Origin of the sequence: Mycobacterium asiaticum (genome assembly GCF_001673365.1) — a bacterium.
Classification (GTDB): Bacteria; Actinomycetota; Actinomycetes; order Mycobacteriales; family Mycobacteriaceae; genus Mycobacterium; species Mycobacterium asiaticum_A.
On the sequence record NZ_LZLS01000129.1, the window covers coordinates 1 to 20,626 of the forward strand.

General features: G+C 65.2%; 18 protein-coding genes. 13 read left to right on the plus strand and 5 right to left on the minus strand.

The window, feature by feature from the left end:
- Nucleotides 1–223, minus strand: a 223-nt coding sequence (locus A5634_RS28930; RefSeq protein WP_216638738.1) for a hypothetical protein, incomplete at its 3' end; no start/stop codon positions are given.
- A gap of 114 nt (nt 224–337) precedes the next feature.
- Here A5634_RS28930 and A5634_RS13645 point away from each other — a divergent pair.
- Both A5634_RS13645 and A5634_RS13650 read left to right on the plus strand, forming a co-directional pair.
- On the plus strand, nt 338–1,306 hold the full coding sequence (locus A5634_RS13645) for a DNA polymerase domain-containing protein (RefSeq protein WP_065144578.1): 969 nt from the start codon (nt 338–340) through the stop codon (nt 1,304–1,306).
- Nucleotides 1,307–1,445: 139 nt separating this feature from the next.
- Nucleotides 1,446–2,384: a carbohydrate kinase family protein gene (locus A5634_RS13650; RefSeq protein WP_065144579.1), complete on the plus strand. Its 939-nt coding sequence runs from the start codon at nt 1,446–1,448 to the stop codon at nt 2,382–2,384.
- Here A5634_RS13650 and A5634_RS13655 read toward each other — a convergent pair.
- A complete protein-coding gene (locus A5634_RS13655) occupies nt 2,363–3,706 on the minus strand; it encodes a hypothetical protein (protein WP_065144580.1) in 1,344 nt (447 codons plus the stop codon). The two genes, A5634_RS13650 and A5634_RS13655, sit on opposite strands and share 22 nt — an antisense overlap.
- A gap of 148 nt (nt 3,707–3,854) precedes the next feature.
- Between A5634_RS13655 and A5634_RS13660 the strand changes: the two genes are divergently transcribed.
- Both A5634_RS13660 and A5634_RS13665 read left to right on the plus strand, forming a co-directional pair.
- The gene (locus A5634_RS13660) at nt 3,855–7,157 is read left to right on the plus strand and encodes a helix-turn-helix transcriptional regulator (RefSeq protein WP_253861610.1); all 3,303 of its coding nucleotides are present in this window, start codon (nt 3,855–3,857) and stop codon (nt 7,155–7,157) included.
- Nucleotides 7,158–7,180: 23 nt separating this feature from the next.
- Nucleotides 7,181–8,623 carry an amidase gene (locus A5634_RS13665; RefSeq protein ID WP_065144582.1) on the plus strand — a complete coding sequence of 481 codons (1,443 nt, stop codon included), beginning with the start codon at nt 7,181–7,183 and terminating at the stop codon, nt 8,621–8,623.
- Between the two features lie 85 nt (nt 8,624–8,708).
- Here A5634_RS13665 and A5634_RS28665 read toward each other — a convergent pair whose 3' ends face one another.
- Together A5634_RS28665 and A5634_RS13670 are read right to left on the minus strand one after the other, a co-directional pair.
- The gene (locus tag A5634_RS28665; protein ID WP_172831696.1) at nt 8,709–8,885 is read right to left on the minus strand and encodes a hypothetical protein; all 177 of its coding nucleotides are present in this window, start codon (nt 8,883–8,885) and stop codon (nt 8,709–8,711) included.
- 105 nt (nt 8,886–8,990) lie between these two features.
- Complete coding sequence (locus A5634_RS13670; RefSeq protein ID WP_065144583.1) at nt 8,991–10,220, minus strand: cytochrome P450; 1,230 nt, start codon at nt 10,218–10,220, stop codon at nt 8,991–8,993.
- Nucleotides 10,221–10,351: 131 nt separating this feature from the next.
- Here A5634_RS13670 and A5634_RS13675 point away from each other — a divergent pair, with 131 nt between their 5' ends.
- From A5634_RS13675 to A5634_RS13715, 9 genes are all read left to right on the plus strand, one after another.
- The gene (locus A5634_RS13675) at nt 10,352–11,707 is read left to right on the plus strand and encodes a cytochrome P450 (protein ID WP_065144591.1); all 1,356 of its coding nucleotides are present in this window, start codon (nt 10,352–10,354) and stop codon (nt 11,705–11,707) included.
- Nucleotides 11,708–11,734: 27 nt separating this feature from the next.
- Nucleotides 11,735–12,913, plus strand: coding sequence for an acyl-CoA dehydrogenase family protein (locus A5634_RS13680; RefSeq protein ID WP_065144584.1), 1,179 nt, complete (start codon nt 11,735–11,737; stop codon nt 12,911–12,913).
- A 3-nt stretch (nt 12,914–12,916) separates the two neighbouring features.
- Complete coding sequence (locus A5634_RS13685) at nt 12,917–13,981, plus strand: acyl-CoA dehydrogenase family protein (RefSeq protein ID WP_065144585.1); 1,065 nt, start codon at nt 12,917–12,919, stop codon at nt 13,979–13,981.
- The gene (locus A5634_RS13690) at nt 13,978–14,478 is read left to right on the plus strand and encodes a MaoC family dehydratase (protein WP_065144586.1); all 501 of its coding nucleotides are present in this window, start codon (nt 13,978–13,980) and stop codon (nt 14,476–14,478) included. Before A5634_RS13685 ends, A5634_RS13690 begins: the two co-directional genes overlap by 4 nt.
- Entirely contained in the window at nt 14,475–14,906 is a 432-nt protein-coding gene (locus A5634_RS13695; RefSeq protein WP_065144587.1) for a MaoC/PaaZ C-terminal domain-containing protein, read from the plus strand. The genes A5634_RS13690 and A5634_RS13695 overlap by 4 nt, the downstream gene beginning before the upstream one ends.
- A complete protein-coding gene (locus A5634_RS13700; protein WP_065144588.1) occupies nt 14,903–16,117 on the plus strand; it encodes a thiolase family protein in 1,215 nt (404 codons plus the stop codon). Before A5634_RS13695 ends, A5634_RS13700 begins: the two co-directional genes overlap by 4 nt.
- A 19-nt stretch (nt 16,118–16,136) precedes the next feature.
- On the plus strand, nt 16,137–16,529 hold the full coding sequence (locus A5634_RS13705) for a Zn-ribbon domain-containing OB-fold protein (protein ID WP_065144592.1): 393 nt from the start codon (nt 16,137–16,139) through the stop codon (nt 16,527–16,529).
- Nucleotides 16,522–18,096, plus strand: coding sequence for a fatty-acid--CoA ligase FadD1 (gene fadD1, locus A5634_RS13710; protein WP_065144589.1), 1,575 nt, complete (start codon nt 16,522–16,524; stop codon nt 18,094–18,096). The genes A5634_RS13705 and fadD1 overlap by 8 nt, the downstream gene beginning before the upstream one ends.
- Before the next feature lie 171 nt (nt 18,097–18,267).
- A complete protein-coding gene (locus A5634_RS13715; protein WP_065144590.1) occupies nt 18,268–19,635 on the plus strand; it encodes an HNH endonuclease signature motif containing protein in 1,368 nt (455 codons plus the stop codon).
- A gap of 14 nt (nt 19,636–19,649) precedes the next feature.
- Here A5634_RS13715 and A5634_RS13720 read toward each other — a convergent pair.
- Nucleotides 19,650–20,626, minus strand: a 977-nt coding sequence (locus A5634_RS13720; protein WP_065144593.1) for a cytochrome P450, incomplete at its 5' end; no start/stop codon positions are given.

A 20,626-nucleotide genomic window follows, 5' to 3' on the forward strand; every position in this document is an offset into this window, starting at 1 on the left:
GGTGGGGCTTGGGGATGCAGACACCCCGGACGCATCCCAGTACTCCGCGTATCGGAGGCGGCGCTATCGCTGGGGCGGGCTGCAGGCAACTGTCGTCGATGCAGGCCAGATCGGGTTGTAGCGGATCGGCTGGTAGCGGATCGGCTTGCGCGGCGGGCGAGCCCGTCAATGTCAGCGCACCCATTGCCAGGACTGCCAGGACTGCGGCCATCAACATCTTCACGGCGATCTTCTGCCCTCGAAGCCCTCGACGTGTGCTTTTAACACTTAGGTAACAACGATACCGCTCGGTTTCCGGATCGGAACTGCCAATTCGGTGTACGCATAGGCTTTGCATATGAGCGCGGGGGAGCAGCGGGCGGGCATCGACCTGACCAACCTCGACCAGCCGTTGAGTCCTGATGCCGGCGCCACCAAGCGCGACCTGATCGACTACCTGGACGCCGTCGCCGACAAGATGTTGCCCGGGCTGGCCGGTCGGCCGCTCACGGTGCTGCGGGTGTTGCGCGGGCGGGCGCCGTTCATGCAGAAGAACGTGCCCAAGTACACCCCGGACTGGGTGCGCACCGTGACGATCTGGGCCGAAGCCTCCCACCGCGAGGTGCACTACCCGGTCTGTGACGACCGCCGCACCCTGCTGTGGCTGGCCAATCAGCGTGCCGTCGAATATCACCCCGCCCTGGGGCTGGCCGAAAACATCTACCGGCCAACGCATCTCGTTCTCGATTTGGACCCACCCGCCGAGGGTGATTTCGCCGCGGTGGTCAAGGTGGCCCACCTCGTCCGCCAGGCCCTGCAGAACTGCGGGCTGACCGGCGCGGTGAAAACCAGTGGCGCCAAGGGCGTGCACGTGTTCGTGCCGATCGACGACCATGCGCCGGTCGAGGATGTCGCGGCCGCCACGCGGGCGTTGGCCGCGCGTGCCGAGGCGCTCGATCCCGCCTCGGCGACAACGGCTTTCATCGTCGAAGATCGTGGCGGCAAGGTGTTCGTCGACGCGACCCGCGCCGGGGGAGCGACCGTCGCGGCTGCCTACAGCCCGCGTCTGCGGCCGGGCACTCCGGTGTCGTTTCCGTTGGATTGGGCGGACCTGGACCGGGTTACGCCGGCTGACTTCACGGTGCACACCGCGATCGACGCTATAGGGGGCCGCGATCCGTGGGCCGCGTCGATGCCCGGGCGGCAACGCCTGCCGGCTGATCTGATCGAACAGGGCCGTGGCATCCCCGTCGCCCGAGTGGCCGCCATGCACGAGGGAAAGCGACGTGCGCGGGCGCGACGAGCCGCCGCGGATCCGTCCGATTAGCGCTGCTCAGGCGTACCCCCGTCCATCTCTGCACGTTCGCGCCGAAAGGACCCGGGGCCCTCGCGAAGCGCTGGTCGTGCACTCGTCGACAATCGGATGGCTGCGGTGAATTTCGACCGCCGAGAGTGAATGGAAACGCATGGTGACTCAGGTCGACATCGCCGTCGTGGGCGTTCATGTCCTCGACACGCACATCATCGGGGTCGCCTCCATTCCCGACGGCTCAGAGGGTCAACTAGTCGAAACCATCAGGATGTCGCCAGCCGGCACCGCGGGCGGCACCGCTGTCGTGCTGAGTCGCCTGGGAGCCCGGGTCCGCTCTTACGGCGCCGTCGGCGCCGACCCGCTCGGCGACACCTTGCTGACGTTGCTGCAGGCCAACGGTGTCAATGTCAGTGGACTGATGCGCACCACCGCGACCCAGACCTCGGCGTCGGTAATCCCGGTGCGGCCCAACGGAGATCGCCCGGCATGGCACTGCCCGGGCGCCAACGCCACGCTGAGCCTGGACGCGCTGGATCTCGACGACATCGTCCATGGTTCCCACCTGCACCTGGGGGGTCCCGAATTTCTTGGTGGAACCGCGGCCGCGACGCTGCTAAAGCATGCCAAGGACCATGGACTGTCCACGTCGGTCGACATCTTGGCCGGTGGCAATCCCGGTCTGCTGACGTGGATCATCGAGGCCCTGCCGCACACCGATTACCTACTGCCCAATGACGAGCAGGTGCTCGGCTTCACCGGGACTACCGACTTGGAGCTGGGGTGCCGGGCGTTGATCGATGCCGGCGCCGGCTGCGTCGCGGTCACCAGAGGTGGTGACGGTGCTCTGGTGATCGTGCGGGATCAGACCATTGAGGTGCCGGCATACGCCGTCGACGTCGTCGACACCACCGGATGTGGCGACGCGTTCTCGGCGGGCTTTATCCTCGGACGTGCGCTGGGCCGGGATTTCGCCGCGTCGGCGCGATTGGGTTGCGCTACCGCGGCGCAGGTTGCCGGCGGCCTCGGCACGGACGCCGGGAACTACGACCTGGCGGCCGTCGACGCGTTCGCTCAGAACCAGGGGCCGGGGTAGCGGCCGTCGGTGTCACGCACCAGCAGGATCTCTCGACACTCGCCCTTCTGCTGGGGTTCCGTCTCGCCGCGGCAAACCAGCGTCCAGCCGACGATGCGCCCGAACGGCCGCTCGGACCAGTTCGTGGCCACCGGATTGGTTTCCGGCAACTTCAGAACCGAAAAGGTGTTGGCGGAATTCGTGACGTACACGTGGTCGCCGAAGTAGGCCAGCTTGCTGATCGACTGCTTTCTGGCGTCGTCACGGCTGACCAGCAAGTCCCAGTGCTGGGTGCGCAGATTCCAAACGCCGTAGCCGAATTGTGAAGTGTCCGAACCGCGCCCGTCGACGAATAGCTTTCCATCCGACAGGGTAGCGACCAGTCCACCGCCGGAAATCCGTTCGGTGTCACCGATTTTGACTAGGGCGCGGGAACTCAGGTCGAAGAACGTAGTGAAAACGACCGCCGGGTTTTGTGGATCCCGGCGGGTGATCTGTACGAGTTTGTCTGCACCGTCGGACAATTCGGCATCGACGGTGGCAATGTCGTTGTCTTGATAGACCGGTTCGCCGGTGGGCAGCCGCAACTCGGCACCCACAGTGCTGCCCGCCGTGGTGGTGCGCTGGAAGGAAAGCACGTCCTGCCACACACGGGCCGGCTGCGGGTCGTCCCAGAGCGTGGATAGATCGGTGTTGGCCAAGATCACGGTCTTTGGCGGCGACGCCGCGCCGCGTGCGTCGGTGAAGGCATTGATCCACGCGACCCCGGTCGTGGTCGGCGCGAGGCGCCAATCCTTGGCCGCACCCAGTTTCGACTCGGGGGTGGGCGGTTGGAGTTCCCTGGTTGCCAGTGGCTGACTCGACCTGAGATCAAACACGTAGGCGGTCGTCTTCGGGGCTTCGGATTCGCGTCCCGGTGTCACGGTGGTCACCACGTAGACGACCTTCATGTCACCGATGTTGTTTGACAGCGCGCATGCCGCACCCGTCACGATTTGGTCGGCGGCGACCATGGGCACGCCCGGCATTATCAGATCGGCAGTGTTCGGATCGAGGATCTTGGGCCGGATGTCTTCCAATGCGGATTTGCTGACGGAAAATTCGGTGGGACAACCGAAATAGACGGTGTCGCCGTAGGCTTTCCAATCTTTTGCCAGCGGGCTGATGTGCGCAGGTGGCGGTGCGACAGTATTCGGTGGCGGCTTGACCGTGCTCTGGGTACTTTGCGCTGCGGGCGGATTCACCGTCGCTGACGTCGCGCAGGAGGCCGCGGCCAGGCATGCCGACACCGCGACCAGTGCACTTTTGCAGCCGGACACGAACAGGCGTCCAGGCACCCTCATCAGCGATTCCCCCCGCTAAGTCATGTGTTCTTCGAGACTAGAGCCATTTGTTCCGCGCGGCGAATCGAAGGATTGCGGTCAAGCCAAAAAGTGGTCTCCGAGTTTGCACGGATGTTTTGCTATGGCGGGTAGCCACATGCTGGTTAGCATGAGCTCACCCCATACGCAGGAACTGAATTGGAGCGATTTGGGCGTGTACGAGCTGCCGACCGGAACGGTGACGCTGTTGCTTGCCGACATCGAGGGCTCGACACGACTCTGGGAGACCCAACCGCAGCAAATGGCAGCCGCGGTGGTGCAGTTAGACCGCACCCTCGGCGAACTAGTCGCCACTCATCGCGGTGTCCGGCCGGTCGAGCAGGGCGAAGGCGACAGCTTCGTTATCGCCTTTAATCGCGCGGGCGACGCGGTGGCGTGCGCGTTGGCCCTGCAGCTGGCCGACCTGGGGCCGATCCGTTTGCGCATCGGCATGCATACCGGAGATGTCCAACTGCGGGACCCCGACAGGGGCGATGCCAACTACATCGGCCCGGCGATCAACCGCACCGGCCGGCTGCGCGATCTGGCCCATGGTGGTCAGACTGTGCTGTCGGGCGCGACTGAGGCGATGGTTCTGGACAATCTGCCCGCGCAAGCATGGTTGGCCTATCTCGGGGCTTATCAGCTGCGCGACCTGCCACGCGCGGAACGGGTCCTGCAGCTGTGTCATACCGGCCTACGCAACGAATTTCCGCCGCTGCGTACGGTGAGAGCCGTTGCCGTGCAGAATCTTCCGGTGCAGCTGACAACGTTCGTTGGACGCGGCCAACAACTGGCAGAAGTGCGGCAGACACTGGAAACCAGCCGGTTGGTGACGCTGACCGGAGCCGGCGGGGTAGGTAAGACGCGGTTGGGCATCGAGGTCGCAGGCGGCGCGGCCGCGCAACTGGCGGGCGGAGCGTGGTTCGTCGACCTGGCCCCGATCGCCGACCCCGACATTGTCGCGATCGCCGTCGCCCGAGCGCTCGGCCTGGCCGACCAGCCGACCCGCTCGACGATGGAGACGTTGCTCAGCTTTATCGGTGAACGTCAGATGCTCATCGTCCTGGACAACTGCGAGCATCTCCTGGATGCGACCGCGGCGTTGATCAAGGCGTTGCTCGGTGCGTGTGCGGGGCTGCGGTTGTTGGTGACCAGCCGCGAACCGATCGGGGTTGCCGGGGAAGTGACACGGCGGGTGCCGTCGCTGTCGCTGCACGACGAAGCGCTCGAATTGTTCGTCGACCGTGCACAATTGGCCCGCCCGGAATTCGCGCTGGCCCAGCAGGGCGCGATAGTCGCGGAGATTTGCCGTCGTCTCGACGGCATGCCGCTGGCGATCGAGCTTGCGGCGGCGCGGGTGCGGGCCCTGTCGGTCGAGGAGATCCGCGACAGCTTGCAGGACCGTTTCCGTCTGCTGACCGGGACCACCCGAACCGCGGTGCGCCGCCAACAGACCCTGCGCGCATCCGTCGACTGGTCGCACGCCTTGCTGACCGAGTCGGAGCGAGTGCTGTTTCGCCGGTTGGCGGTATTCGTCGGTGGGTTCGACCTCGAGGCCGCACGGATGGTCGCCGTCGATGACGACATCGAACGTTATCAACTGCTCGACCAGATCACGCTGCTGGTGGACAAGTCCTTGGTCGTGGCCGAAAGTGTCAGCGGCGCAACGCGTTATCGGTTGCTGGAGACAATGCGTCAGTATGCAATGGAGAAGCTCGGCGAGTCGGGCGAAGGCGAGGACGTGCGGATCCGACACCGTGATCACTACGTGGTCGTCGCTCGCGTGCTCGAGGACCCGGTCAAAGCCAGCGACCAGCACCAGATCGGTCGGACTGAAACCGAGATCGACAACCTGCGCGCTGTGTTCGCTTGGAGCCTGGACCGCGGCGACATCGACACCGCCTTGGGCTTGTCCTCCGCGCTGCTGCCACTTTGGCTGACGCGCGGTCGAATTCACGAAGCCTTGGTGGGTTGGTTCGACACCGCTTTCGAAGAGGCCAAGCGCGGTGAGGTGGCGCCGGCAATCCACGCACGCGCACTAGCCGACCGAGCCCTGTTGCATACCTGGGCAATTGGCGCCGACGGCCGGGACTGGGCCGAGAAAGCGTTGGCGATGGCACGCGAGATCGGAGAGCCGGCACTGCTGGTGCGAGCGCTCACCGCCTGCGGCGTCATGGCCGCCTACCGCGGCGAAGCCGGCCAGCACCACCTCGATGAAGCGATCTCGCTGGCGCGCCCCTTGGGCGATAAGTGGATGCTGGCCCAGGTACTGGGTTGGCAGACGAACTTTGCCATTATGGAGGGCGACCTACACGCTGTTCGCCAGTTCGGTGCCGAGGCACAGCAAATGGCGGCGGCCGTCGGTGATCAATTCACTGTTCGCCAGGCCCGCAATTGGTTGGCCTGGGCGCGGGGGCTCTCCGAGGATGTTGCGAGAGCGGTTGGTGAACTATCCGAAGTGAGCGAGGACGCGGCGGCCAACCACGACGCCATGTGGTGGGTGGTCGCCACCTTCTACCGCGCGTTGATGATGTCTTACCAGGGCTGCCACGTTGCCGCGCAGACAACTGTCGAGGCGCCCATGTCGATCCTTGCCGAGTTCGGTGACCTGTGGGTTGGTAACGGCAATGGCGTGCGCGCCGTTGCTGCCTTGGCCGCGGACAACATCGACCAGGCCGAAGCGAGCAGCGCGCTGGCCTGGGAACTGTTGCTTCCCAACCCAATACACCAGCAGATGCAGGTGTACCTGCGCGCCGAAGCCGCCTTGGCGCGAGGCAACGTGGTCGAGGCGCGACGGTGGGCCGACGAAGCAGTGCAGGTTGGCATGGGCTGGCACCGGGTGTTGTCGCTGACAACGCGCGCCCGCGTCGCGATCGTTCAGGGCGAACCAGGACTCGCCGAGCGTGACGCGCACGAGGCGCTGTCGTCGGCCGTCGGCCTTGATGCGTTGATCGCGGTCCCCGACGTATTCGAGTTGCTGGCGATAGTGGCCCTCGATTCCGGACGGCATGCCGAAACAGCCCGGCTATTCGGTGCGGCTGAAGCGCTGCGGCAACGCATGGGCACGGCGCGGTTCAAGGCCCACGACGCCGCACACGACGACGCCGTCATCCGCCTGCGTACAGCGCTGGGTGACGATGCGTTCGACGTCGCCTGGGCCGAAGGGGCCGACTTATCCACCGAAGAGTCGATCGGCTACGCCCAACGGGGGCGTGGGCAACGCAAGCGGCCAAGCAGCGGATGGGGATCGCTCACCCCGACCGAGCTAGCAGTCGTCGAGTTGGTCAGCGCGGGCCTTTCCAACAAAGCCATTGCCGCAAAGCTTTTCATCTCACTGCGGACGGTCGAGAGCCATCTCACCCACATCTACACCAAACTGGGCCTGTCATCCCGGGTGCAACTCGTTCAGGAGGCGGCGCGGCAGGCTTGAGTCGGCGTGGTAGACCAAATCCCATGACTGGCCTTGCCGAGGAAACACGATGGATGGATGCCACCGACCAAGCGGCGCTGGTCGCCACGGGCGAGGTGACGCCGAGCGAGTTGTTGGAGGCGGCGATCGAGCGCATCGAGGAGTCCGACCCGGTGTTGAACGCGGTGGTTATCGAGTGGTTCGACCATGCTCGAACGGTGGCCGCCGATCCAGGGTTGCCCGACGGACCGTTTCGTGGTGTGCCGTTTCTGCTCAAGGATCTGTACACGAGTTTCGCGGGCCAAACGCTGTCCAACGGCAATGTGGCACTTAAGAATGCGGGCAAGATCGACGCCGCCGACACCACCCTGGTGTCCCGGTTCAAGGCGGCCGGCCTGGTGATCGCCGGACGGACGAACAGCCCCGAGATGGGCAGCCTGCCGACCACCCAGCCGTTGGCATGGGGCCCGACCCGTAACCCGTGGGCTTTGGACCGCACGCCGGGCGGGTCCAGTGGCGGTGCGGCCGCGGCGGTGGCAGCCGGGATGGTTCCGGTCGCCAATGCCTCCGACGGTGGCGGCAGCATCCGCATCCCCGCGTCGTGTTGTGGGCTGGTGGGACTCAAGCCAAGCCAGGGACGCATCACCGTCGGCCCGTTGCGCGCCGAGGTGGGGCTCGGGGTCGAACTGTGCGTCAGCCGCACGGTGCGCGACACCGCTAGCCTGCTCGACGCGGTGCGCGGTCCCGGCGTCGGCGACACCGTGATCGCTCCCACGCCCCAGCGTCCGTACCTCGAAGAGGTCGGCGCCGAACCGGGCCGGTTGCGGATCGGCCTGCTCGACGTTCATCCGCGCGGGGGCTTCCTGCACGAGGATTGCGTTGCCGCGGTGCGATCCGCGGCGTCGATGCTGGAAAGTCTCGGCCATAGCGTCGAACCGGCGTGGCCGACGTGTCTGGCTGACACCACGTTGCAGCAGAAGTTCATGGCGCTGTGGGCAACTCAGATGGCGATGGCGGCGCGAGGTTTCAGTCAGACGCTGGGCCGGCAGGTGACCGCCGATGACATCGAGCCGGTGAACTGGGCGCTCATCGAGCGGGCGCAGGACCTGAGTGCCGTCGATTACGCCGCCGCGGAGAACGCGGTCTACGCGTTCCGGCGTGCGCTGCAGCAGTGGTGGGCCGACGGCTGGGACTTGTTGCTCAGCCCCACGGTCGCCGAACCACCGTTGCCGCTCAGCGAGTTCGAGAACAATCCCGAGCATCCGACGGCGCCGATGCGCCGCGGCGGGGAGTTCGCCGCTTTTACACCACCGTTCAATATGAGCGGGCAGCCGGCGATCAGCCTACCCTTGCACCGCAACGCCGAGGGTCTACCTATCGGTGTGCAGCTCGCCGCCGCATACGGGCGCGAAGAGGTGTTGATCCGCGTTGCGGCACAACTGGAGTCGGCTCATCCGTGGTCGTCGTACCGGCCTGCCATGCAATAGAAACGGTCACCGTCCTATGGGTGCAAGAGGCACGCGGTGACCGCCGTGGTGGTGAAAGTGATTACGCCACTTGCGTTCTGCCGGCTCAGTAGTAGCAGGTGTAGAAGATCTGGGTGGCGTAGTCATAGCAGGTGTAACTGCCGGTAGGCAGCGGGGTGGAGGGCGCCGCGTTGGCGGTGCCGACGGCTCCGAAGGCCGCCAGTCCGATGCTGCCGGCCATCAGGGACATGCCGACGAGGGCGCGAATTCGGTTGCTGATCATTGGAACTCCTTTGTTTTGTGGTGGTGGGGAACTGCTGAGACAAGGATCAGCTGCCCCACTTGGGAATTCCTTGGCGCCTTCTTGGCGTCCCTGAATACGCGCTGACTACCCGTCGAACTCAATCGGCAGACTAATCGGCCCGCTCAGACTGACCATCGGCTTCCAAGGCGCAGGACCGACGATGCGCGGGTTGCGTAGCCGACTCGTAAGTACGGTCAGCGCTTCGGCAAGTTCACGTCGGGCCAGGTTGGCGCCCAGACAGTAGTGGACGCCACCACCGAACGTAAGGATGGCCGGTGCGTCTTCGCGGGTGATATCGACTCGGTCGGGTTCGGCGTAGACAGCCGGATCACGGTTGGCCGCAGCGGTATTCACCAAAACCATGGTGCCCGCGGGAAAGAGGTAGCCACCCAATTCCATGTCCTCGACGACGAGGCGCAGCGTCCCTCCTGCGATGGGTGAGTGTCGCATGGTCTCCTCGACCGCATGCATCGCCAGTTCGGGGCGTTGCTTGAGCAGATCCCACTGTTCGGGATGTTCGCACAGCACATGCACCGAAGCCGCCAACTGGTTGCGAGTGGTGTCCGTACCGGCCAACAACAGCCCGCCCGCAAGCATGCGCAGTTCGGCTGGAGTCAAGCTGTCTCCGTCGTCCTCGGCGCGGATCAGGTCGGAAAGCAGGTCGTCGGTCAGGGTGTGCCGACGCCGGGCAACCATGTCGTCGACATAGTCGTCGAGTTGATACCAGGCGCGCATGACATCTGGCTCGATTTCGCTGACCCCGGCTATGAACGTGAAAGCCTTGAAAATCTCGTCCGCCCAAAGCGAGAACTGTTGCCAGTCTTCCCGAGGTGCCCCGAGCAGCGCGCAGATGATCGGCACCGGGTAGGGACGTGCGAGATCGGTGACGACGTCGCAGCCTGCTGCGTCGGCGACGCGGTCCACCAACTCGTTCATCACCGAAACCATGGTGTCGTGCAGACGCAAGGTGGCTCGGGGGGTGAACGCCTTGGCGGTCAGACTTCGCAGCCGATGATGCGCCTCGCCTTCCAGGCCGAGCAGGCTGTTGGTCACCTTGTCCCACAACGGACCCGAAGTGATGCCCTGCACCACCAGGTTGAGGCCCGGCGGAATCTGTAAACGATGATCGCGCAGCGCTGAACGGACGAGGTGATAGGAGAGCAACTCGGGTCCGAACGGGCCCAGCGCGATCGGTGCTTGCCGCTGTGCCGCCTGGATACGGGGATAGACCTGCGCGGGGGTCTCGGCGGGGTCGTAGGTCAGCGTCGGCAGGTCAGCGTCGAAAACGCTTGCGGGAGCGGCACTGACGGTCATGGCGGCCTCCCAGCCCGATTGGCTAGACAACTAGCTAGTAATGTATGGCCGCGGTCGGTGCTAGTCAACGAAGCACTTCGCGTCGGCGCATCGAAGTTGACCCGGTGGCCCGCGGCGCCGACGATCGAAGCATGACGGACCGCAAGTCGGCGGCACAGCCGCCGGGACCCCGACTGCCCGGTTGGGTACTGGCGGCGTTGATGATGGGGCACGGGGCGGCAGCGGTGGCCGCTTGCCGACGGCGCTACGGCAAGGTGTTCGCGCTGCGTATCGCGTTCCTGGGCACCATGGTGTACCTGTCTGACCCCGACGACATCAAGACGGTGTTCGCCGGCGATCCCAGCGTCTTTCACGCTGGAGAGGCCAACCGAATGTTGAGTGGGTTGTTGGGGGACAGCTCACTATTGGTGATCGACGATGACGCCCACCGAGCGCGGCGTCGGTTGATGCTGCCCCCTTTCCACCGCGACGCGGTCTCCCGGCAGGCCGGACTGATGGCCGAAATCGCCGCCGCCAATGTGGCAGCGTGGCCGGTGGGCGAACGTTTTGCGTTGGCGCCCAAGATGTCTGAGATCACCCTGGAGGTAATCCTGCGGACGGTCGTCGGCGCCACCGACCCCGAACGGTTGACCGCACTGCGAACCGTCATGCCGCAGTTGCTCGATATCGGTCCGTGGGAGAGCGTGGGGATCACCAACCCGAAGCTGCTTCGTCGTCGCCCGTGGCGGGCGCTACGCCGATGCATCGCCGAGGCCGACCGTCTGCTCTACGCAGAGATCGCCGACCGTCGCGCCGACCCGAACCTCGCCGAGCGGACCGATACGCTGGCCATGCTGGTCCGCGCCGAGAACCCGATGACCGACCGCGAGCTGCGCGACCAGCTGATCACGCTGTTGGTGGCCGGTCATGACACCACGGCGACCGCATTGTGCTGGGCGCTGGAGCGCCTGACCCGCCATCCGGATGCCCTGGCCAAAGCGGTGCGCGCGGCGGGCGACCCGGCCGGCGACGAGTATCTCGACGCGGTGGCAAAGGAGACGCTGCGAATCCGCCCGGTGGTGTTCGACGTGGGCCGCGTGCTCACCGAGCCCGTCGACGTGGCCGGGTACCGCTTGCCGGCCCGAACCATGGTCGTGCCGGGCATGGGTTTGGTGCACGCCAGCGCCGAGGTCTATCCGGATCCGGACAGATTCGACCCGGATCGGATGATCGGTGCGACGTTGACCCCGACCACCTGGTTTCCGTTCGGGGGCGGCAACCGGCGCTGTCTTGGCGCCACCTTCGCGATGGTCGAGATGCGGGTGGTGCTTCGGGAGATCCTGCGCCGGGCTGATCTGCACACCACGACGGCCCCGGGGGAACGGCAGAAGCTCAAGCACGTCATCTTCGTCCCGCACCGCGGCGCTCGCGTCAGCGTCCGCGCGATCAGGGACGTTCCGGCCGACGCGCACCCCGTCGAGTGTCCGGCCGGTCGTCAAGCGCCCTAGTACTGCCCTAGTACTAATGTCGCCGTTGTGGACTTCGAGCTCAATGACGAGCAACGGGCCTGGCTGGGCGAGATACGGCAGTTCCTCCGGGACAACGTCACTGCGGCGCTGCGCGCCGAATTGGCTGAGCACGACCTCGAGTTTCAGGGCGGGGAGTTAACGGCATTCCGTCGCAAGATCGGTGAGCGTGGCTGGTTCGGGTTGAACTGGCCCCGCGACTACGGCGGCCTCGGTAAGACTGCGATCCATCAGCACCTGCTGATGAGCGAGTTTGAGTACTGGGGCGTGCCAGGGCCGGACCTCACGGTCACCTCGGTGGCGCCGATGATCATGCGGCACGGCACCGAGCAGAACAAGAATGAATTTCTGCCGGCGATCGCCCGCGGTGAAATCGTCTGTGCGGTCGGCTATTCGGAGCCTGACGCCGGTACCGACCTGGCCAGTCTGCGAACCCGCGCCGTGCGTGACGGCGACGATTGGGTAATCAACGGGTCCAAAATCTGGAACAGCGGTGCCCAGCGCTGCACGCACGAATGGCTCTGCGTGCGCACGGATCCCGATGCGCCACGACACCGCGGCATCTCGGTAATCATGGTGCCCATCGACCGTCCGGGCATCGAGGTGCGGCCGCTTTATGCGTGGTCGGGCTATCGCACCAACGAGACGTTCTTCCGCGACGTACGGGTACCGGCCGGGAATTTGATCGGCGAGATGAACAAGGGCTGGACCTACATCACCGGCGCGCTGGATCTGGAGCGCGGTGCGCTGACCAACGCGGGGGATCTGCGTCGAGCGCTCGACGACCTGGTGGCGGTAGCGTCCCTGCCGGTTCGCGACGGGTCGGTGCCCGCGCACAACCCCGCGTTTCGTCGCCGCCTTGCCCAGGCCGAGGCTGACGTCGAAGTCGCGAAGCTGATGGGATACGAGGCGGCGTCGATCCTCGACGGGGGACACATACCCTCGGTCGAGGTGAGCGTGGAGAAAATCTTCACCAGCGAATTACGCCAGCGGATAGCGGATTTGGCGCTCGAACTGTTGGGTCCCGACGGGCTGTTGGCGCATCGCAGCACCGGTGCGCCGCTGGATGGATTCTTCGAGCGGCTCTACCGGGTGTCGCCGTTGATGCGATTTGGCGGCGGAACCAACGAGGTGCTACGCGACGTGATTGCCCAGCGCGGTTACGGCATGCCCTCCTACGGGCGGTGAAGGATGCGACTCATCCCCGATCAGGACGAACGAGATCTGGCCGCAATGTGCCGAAACCTATTGGCGGACCGCGACATACCGGGTTTGTGGAAGGCGCTTGCCGAAGGAGGTCTACTCGGCCTGGCGATCGCGGAAGAATATGGCGGATCCGGCGGCAGATTAACCGACCTCGGTGTCTTTTGTGTGGAGGCCGGACGTGCCTTGTGCCCCATGGCCGTGCACAGCACGGTGCAGGCCGCGCTGGCGCTCGACTGGCTGGGTAGCCGGCAGGTGCGTGTGGCTTGGCTGCCTGGTTTGGCGGCCGGAACGGTGCGGGCCACTACCGCGTTGTGGAATGCGCGTGACGCCGCCTCGCCGGGTGCGGTGCGCGCCTCGGCGATCGCTGACGGATGGTGCCTGAGCGGCGCAGCCGACTTCGTTTACCACGACGAACGCATCGATGTCGTGGTCGTGGGCGCCGGAAGTGCCGCCGGTACAAAGGTGTTCGTCGTCGACGCGGACTCGCCCGGGATTGCTGTCGAACCGCTCGTGCTGATGGGTGGTCACCGCGCTACCCGGATCGTCTTCGACGACGTCGCCGTCAGCGGCGACGACCGGGTCCTCGACATAGGCGAGAGTGAAATGCGCCGTGTTGCGAATGCGGCGGTCGCGCTGCTGTGTCTGGATCTGGTCGGTGTGGGCGAAGCAGTATTGGCGCGCACCGTCAAACACACCACGATGCGCGAACAGTTCGGTCGGCCGATCGCCTCCTTCCAAGCGGCTCAGCATCTGGTGGCCAACATCCGCATCGCGCTCACGGCTGCCCGACTCTCCGCGCAATCGGCGCTGTTCTGGATCGGACGCGGACGGGTCGGCACCCGCGAGACCGCGATCGCCAAGATGCACGCCACCGCGATCAAACAGGTCACGCTCGACGCCCACCAGCTACACGGCGGAATGGGTTACGTCGTGGACACCGACCTGCACCTGTTCTCCGAACGGGCACGGCTACTTTCGACGCTGGGCGGCGGCGCCGATGTGGCCGCGAAATGGCTTGAGGACGAGATGGACTGGGAGAACGCACAGTGACCGAAAGTCTTATCGACCCCGAATCTGCGCAACGAGTTGGCACCGTGGTGGCGACCGCCAGCGGCGAGGTGACCAAACGCGACTGGCAGCGCTGGGCGGCCGCCGTCGACGATCACAACCCGCTGTGGTTCGACAGCGACTACGCGCGCTCGCACGGCTACCGCGACGTCATCTGTCCGCCACTGTTCTTGCAGTACGCCATCCTCGGTGTGACCGCACTGCACAACCTGCGACCCGACGGGTCGTCCGGGGCGGCGACCGGCGGCCTTGCGTTTCCGCGTGCGCCCCGACGCATGGCCGGCGGTGAGAACACCACGTTTCACCTGCCCGCCTACCACCGCGACGAGATCGAAATGGTCCGAACCGTCGAGTCGATTGTGGAAAAAGAAGGCCGCTCCGGACGATTCGTGTTGGTGACGTGGCGCAGCGAGTATCGCAACCAGCACCATGAGTTGGTTGCGCAGGCCACCACGTCGATGATTGCGCGGCCCGCATGACCGATCAGGTGTACTTCGAAGACGTCCAAACCGGCTCCGCGATACCGGCTTTGGCGATCACGGTCACCGAAGCCCAGATGTTCTTCTTCAGCGCGGCCACCTACAACGGGCATCGCATCCACTACGACAAGGACTGGGCGCGCGACGTCGAGGGCTACGACAACGTCCTCGTGCAGGGGCCGTTGCAAGCGGCGTTATTGTCGCGTGCGCTTACCGATTGGATCGGCGGCGCGGGCCGGTTGGTGGCGTTTTCGGTGCAGAATCGAGCGATCGCCTATCCCGGCCAGGAGCTGCACTTCGGTGGTGTGGTCACCGGTAAGCAGGATGCCGAGGGATTCGTGGACGTCGAAATCTTCTGCCGCCGTGGCGACGAGGTGCTGATGCCGGGAACGGCCACCGTTGCGCTCCCGCAAAGGAGCCACCGGTGACCGGGTCAACGAACGGGCTGCGCGGCGAAGCGGCCATCATCGGTATCGCGGAACTGCCCGCCGAACGACGCCAGACCCGGCCGGCGTCGTTCACCCTGGACCAATATGCGGCATTGGCGAAGGCGGTCATCGAAGATGCCGGGGTGAAACCCGCGGTGGTGAACGGGTTGTCGTGCCACGGCATAGCCGAATCGGACATGTTCGCGCCCGCCACCCTGTCGGAATACCTTGGTCTGCCAGTGAATTTCGGTGACCGCGTCGATCTTGGCGGCGCCACCGCGGCTGGCATGGTGTGGCGGGCGGCGGCGGCAGTCGAACTGGGCATCTGCGACGCAGTGCTGGCGGTGGTGCCCGGATCACTGGAGCTGCCGCGCTCGGAGCGCCGGCCCGGGCGCTCGTTGGGTTGGTATGGGGCGTCGAGCAATAACTACGGCTCGCCGCAGGCGGAATTCGAGATACCCTACGGCAACGTCGGCCAGAACGCTCCGTATGCGCAGATCGCGCAGCGTTACACGGCCGAATATGGCTACGATGCAGCCGCTTTGGCTAGCATCGCGGTCCAGCAGCGGACCAACGCCTGCGCGCACCCCGGCGCGGTGTTTCACGGCAAGCCGATCACCGTGGACGACGTACTGGGCAGTCCCGTGATTGCCGACCCGATTCACATGTTGGAGACCGTGATGCGGGTGCAAGGCGGCGCCGGGGTGCTGATCGCCAACGTCGATGTGGCGCGCGGCGCCCGCCACCGGGCCGTGTGGATCGAGGGCTTCGGCGAGCACATTCGCTTCAAAACCCCCACCTACGCCGACGATCTCCTGCACACACCGGTGGCTCGCGCCGCCGACCAGGCGTTCGGGATGGCCGGGCGTCGGCGCGGGGATGTCGACGTCGCGTCGATCTACGACTGCTACACGATCACGGTGCTGATGACGCTGGAGGATGCGGGATTTTGCGCCAAAGGTACGGGGATGGCTTGGCTGACCGAACACGATCTCACCTTCCGTGGCGACTTCCCGATCAACACCGCCGGCGGTCAACTGTCCTATGGACAGGCGGGTATGGCCGGTGGAATGCATCACGTGGTCGATGCGGCGCGCCAGCTCATGGGACGAGCCGGGGATGCGCAAGTACGTGACTGCAACACCGCGTTCGTCACCGGTACCGGCGGGATCATGAGCGAGCAAGTGGCTTTGGTGATGGGAGGCGACTGAAGTGAGCGACCTGCGCCCGATGCCCGAGCCCACGCCAGTGTCACAGCCATACTGGGATGCGTTGCGCGAGCATCGCATTCTGATTCAGTACTCACCGTCGTCCGGCCGTTATGTCTTCTATCCGCGCACGCTGGCACCCGGCACTTTTGCCGACGATCTGCAGTGGCGCGAAATCGACGGAATGGGAACGCTTTACACCTATACCGTCGCACGTCGCCCAACCGGGCCACCCTGGGCGGAGCAGGTGCCGCAACTGCTCGCCGTCGTCGAATGGGATGTGGGTCCAAAAGTCAGCACCGAACTTCTCGACGTCGCACCGCAAGACATTCGACTCGGAATGCGGGTCGTCCCGGTATTCTGCGACGTGCCCGAACACGGAATCACGCTGCTAAGGTACCGGCCGGGTGTTTGAGACGTTGCAACAGTTGCTGCGGTCCCGCAAAGACGACGACACCGTGGCGGTTGCCTATGGTGATCGGACCTGGACCTGGCGGGAGCATTTGGCCGAGGCCACCACCGAAGCGGCGGTGGTGCTGAATCTCGTCGACCGGACCCGCCCGCTGCATGTCGCTGCGCTGCTGGGTAATTCGCCTGAGATGCTGCGGTCCATGGCGGCGGCAGCGCTGGGCGGCTACGTGCTGTGTGGGATCAACACGACCCGCCGCGGACAGGGTCTACTCGCCGACATCCGGCGCTCGGACAGCCAGGTGGTGCTCGTCGATACCGAACACTCGCCGTTGCTGGACGGCCTCGACCTGAACGGCTTGACCGTACTTGACGTCGACACCGCGGCATATCGCGACGCCGTCGCGACCGCGGAATCCCTGGTGCCTATCGAGGTCGGCGGCGTCGACGCTGTCGTCATGATCTTCACTTCCGGTACCAGCGGCGACCCGAAAGCGGTGCGGTTCGCGCATGCGATGGCCGTGCTGTGCGGTGCCAGCCTGGTGGAACGCTTCGGGCTCACCGCCGATGACGTCTGCTATCTGGCAATGCCGCTGTTTCACTCCAACGGGGTGGCAGCGGGTTGGGCGGTGGCTCTGGCCTGCGGGGCGACCATGGTGCCCGCGAAGTTTTCGCCGTCGCGGTTCCTGGCCGACATCCGTCGTTACGGCGTGACCTACCTGAACTACGTCGGCAAGCCACTGGCGTTGGTGCTGGCCACCCCGGAACTACCCGGCGACGCCGATAATCCGTTGCGTGCGGCGTTCGGCAACGAAGCCACCGAACGCGACATCGAGGAATTCGCACGGCGTTTCGACTGCCGGGTGGTGGACAGCTTTGGTTCGAGTGAGTTCGCCGTCGTGGTGATGCGCGAAGACGGCACTCCGCCGGGTTCGATCGGAAAAGGCTATCCCGGCGTAAGTGTCTACCACCCGGAGACCGTAACCGAATGTGCACCAGCAATTTTCGATGAACACGGTGCGCTGGCCAACTTCGATGATGCCGTCGGCGAATTGGTCAACACCTACGGCGTCGGCGGCTTCACCGGCTACTACAACGATCCTGCCGCCACCGAGGAACGGATGCGACACGGCATGTACTGGTCGGGCGACCTGGCCTACCGGGACAGCGACGGCTGGATCTACTTGGCGGGCCGCACCGCGGATTGGATGCGGGTGGACGGGGAGAATCTCGCGTCTGGTCCTATCGAACGGATTCTGCAACGCATTCCGGAGGTCAACCACGTTGCGGTGTATGCCGTTGCGGACGAGCTGGTGGGCGATCAGGTGATGGCCGCGTTGGTGCTCAACCACGCAGCCACGTTGACGCCCGAGCAGTTCGGCGATTTCCTTGCCGCCCAGGCTGACCTGTCGCCCAAGGCATGGCCGCGCTACGTAAGAGTCAATGCTGCCCTCCCGCGGACCGCGACCAACAAGATCCTCAAGCGCGAACTCATCTCCGAAGGGGCGCGGGCCGGCGACGGTGTGCTGTGGGTGCGCGAGGAGCGCGGACGACAGTACCGGGTAAGCCGTTGAGGTCCGACTGTGTCGCGACGTGCACACGTGTACGACGACACGCCGGGGCGGCTGGCATTGTGTGCACGCTCGCGCGGACGCCGATCACCTTGAGTGAAATGCACTGCACTGCAAACGCTTAGCGGCCTTGGAAACCGAAAACTTGTCAGTGCTGCTCCATAAAATTTGGCTATGAGCTGCAGCAGTCGTGAGGAGATCGCCGAGGTCGCCGAAGGGCTGCGCGAATACGCAAAACGATGGTGTGCGTTGACGTTCGACAGCGTAACTGCCTCCGAGTGGCTCGGCCTGCTGGAGACCTCAGAAACGGTGGGGCGTCTAGTGCGTGCACCCCAGCACGCGTTGATCAACCTGCTCGCCGCGCAATGTTCGGAGGATGAACTTGGCGGGCGCCTGCCGAACGTGATCGCCGACAGGTTGCACATCACCCGCGCCGAAGCCCGACACCGCGTGGCCGATGCCGACGACCTCGGGCCACGTCGGGCTCTGACCGGTGAACCCCTACCTGCCAAGCTCACCGCCACGGCGGCTGCCCATCTCGCCGGCGAGATCGGCGACGGACATATCAAGGTGATCCGCACCTTCCTCGATAAGTTGCCCGCCGGGGTGGATCCAGGCACCCGCGAGGCCGCCGAGCAACAGCTGGCCGGGCTGGCCACCTCGCGTCGTCCCGATGACCTGCACGGATTGGCGCAGCAGCTGATGGATTGGCTCAACCCGGACGGGAATTTCACCGACGAGGATCGGGCCCGCAAGCGCGGGATCACCATGGGTAAGCAGGAATCCGACGGTCTGTCGCGCATCAGCGGCTACGTCGATCCGGAGCTGCGCGCCACCTTGGAAGCTATCGAGGCCAAACTGGGCGCCCCCGGACAGTGCAACCGCGACGACGAAAACCCGGTGGTCGATGACGAGCCTTCCGAAGAGGCCGCGCGAAAAGACTTGCGCTCGAAGGCCCAACGCTTTCATGACGCCCTGCTGATCGGAGGGCGGGCGTTGCTGGCATCGGGAAAGTTGGGTCAGCACAACGGTTTACCAACGTCGATCGTCGTCACCGCCACACTCAAAGACCTGGAGGCCGCCGCCGGCCGAGGGCTGACCGGTGGCGGCACCATCTTGCCCATGTCGGACGTGATCCGCTTGGCCCGTCACGCGCACCATTACCTCGCCATTTTCGGCAAGGGCAGAGCCCTGGCGCTGTATCACACGAAACGCCTTGCCAGCCCCGCACAGCGACTTGTCCTCTACGCCAAGGACCGTGGCTGCTCGTTTCCCGGCTGCCCAGTGCCCGGCTACCAATGCGAAGTCCATCACGTGCTGCCCTACGCCTTGTCGGGCAAGACCGACGCCAATGGCCTGGCTTTCGCCTGCGGTGAACACCACCCGCTAGCCGAAGACGGCTGGACTACACGCACCAACGCCAAGGGCGACACCGAATGGATTCCACCGGGCCACCAGGACCACGGTCGACCACGAATCAACCGCTACCACCACCCCGAAATGCTCCTACGCGAAACCGGTGATGACGACGAACCCGGTTGACGGGCTCAACCGCTTTAATGCGCGACCGGGCACCTGCTGCCGTAGTCGACCTGCCAGTGCTTGATGCCGGTGATGAACGGCGACCGCAACCGGTCCGGCTCGCCCAGGGAAGTCAGGTCCGGCATGGTGTCGGCGATCGCGTTGAACATCAGGTCGATCGTCATGCGCGCCAAGTTGGCGCCGATGCAGTAGTGCGCTCCGGTGCCGCCGAAACTGACATGCGGGTTGGGGCTGCGCAAGATGTTGAACGTGTACGGGTCGTCGAAGACGTCCTCGTCGAAGTTGGCCGAGCGATAGAACATCACCAGTCGTTGGCCCTCTTTGATTGCGATGCCGCCAAGTTCGGTGTCGGCCAGCGCGGTTCGTTGAAACGCGGTAATCGGCGTCGCCCAGCGGATGATCTCGTCGGCCGCGGTCGTAGGGCGTTGGGACTTGAACAGCTCCCACTGGTCGGGGTAGTCGGTGAATGCGATCATCCCCTGCGTGATCGAGTTGCGGCTCGTCTCATTGCCGGCAATTGCCAGCGTGACTACGAACATGCCGAACTCGGCATCGGAAAGCCGCTGTCCGTCGACGTCCGCTTGCACCAGCGTGGTGACGATGTCCTCGCCCGGTTCGGCAGCCCGTCGCTCCGCCAATTGCATGGCGTACCAGATCATTTCGGCTGCAGAGGTCAGCGAGTCGTGGTCGGCGAACTCCGGATCGTCGCTGCCGACCATCTGATTGGACCAGTCGAAGAGCTGCTCGCGTTCCTCCGGCGGCACTCCGAGTAGGCCGGCGATCGCCTGCAGCGGCAACTCGCAAGCCACCTGTCGAACGAAATCGCCCGACCCCTGTGCTGCGGCCCGCTCGGCGATTCGGCGGGCTCGCTCGGTCAGGTCAGACCGCAGCCGCTCGACAGCGCGCGGTGTGAAACCGCGCGCGACGATCTTGCGCAACCGACTGTGCTCGGGGTCGTCCATCATCAGCATCGACGTTCGCCCGGCCTCGA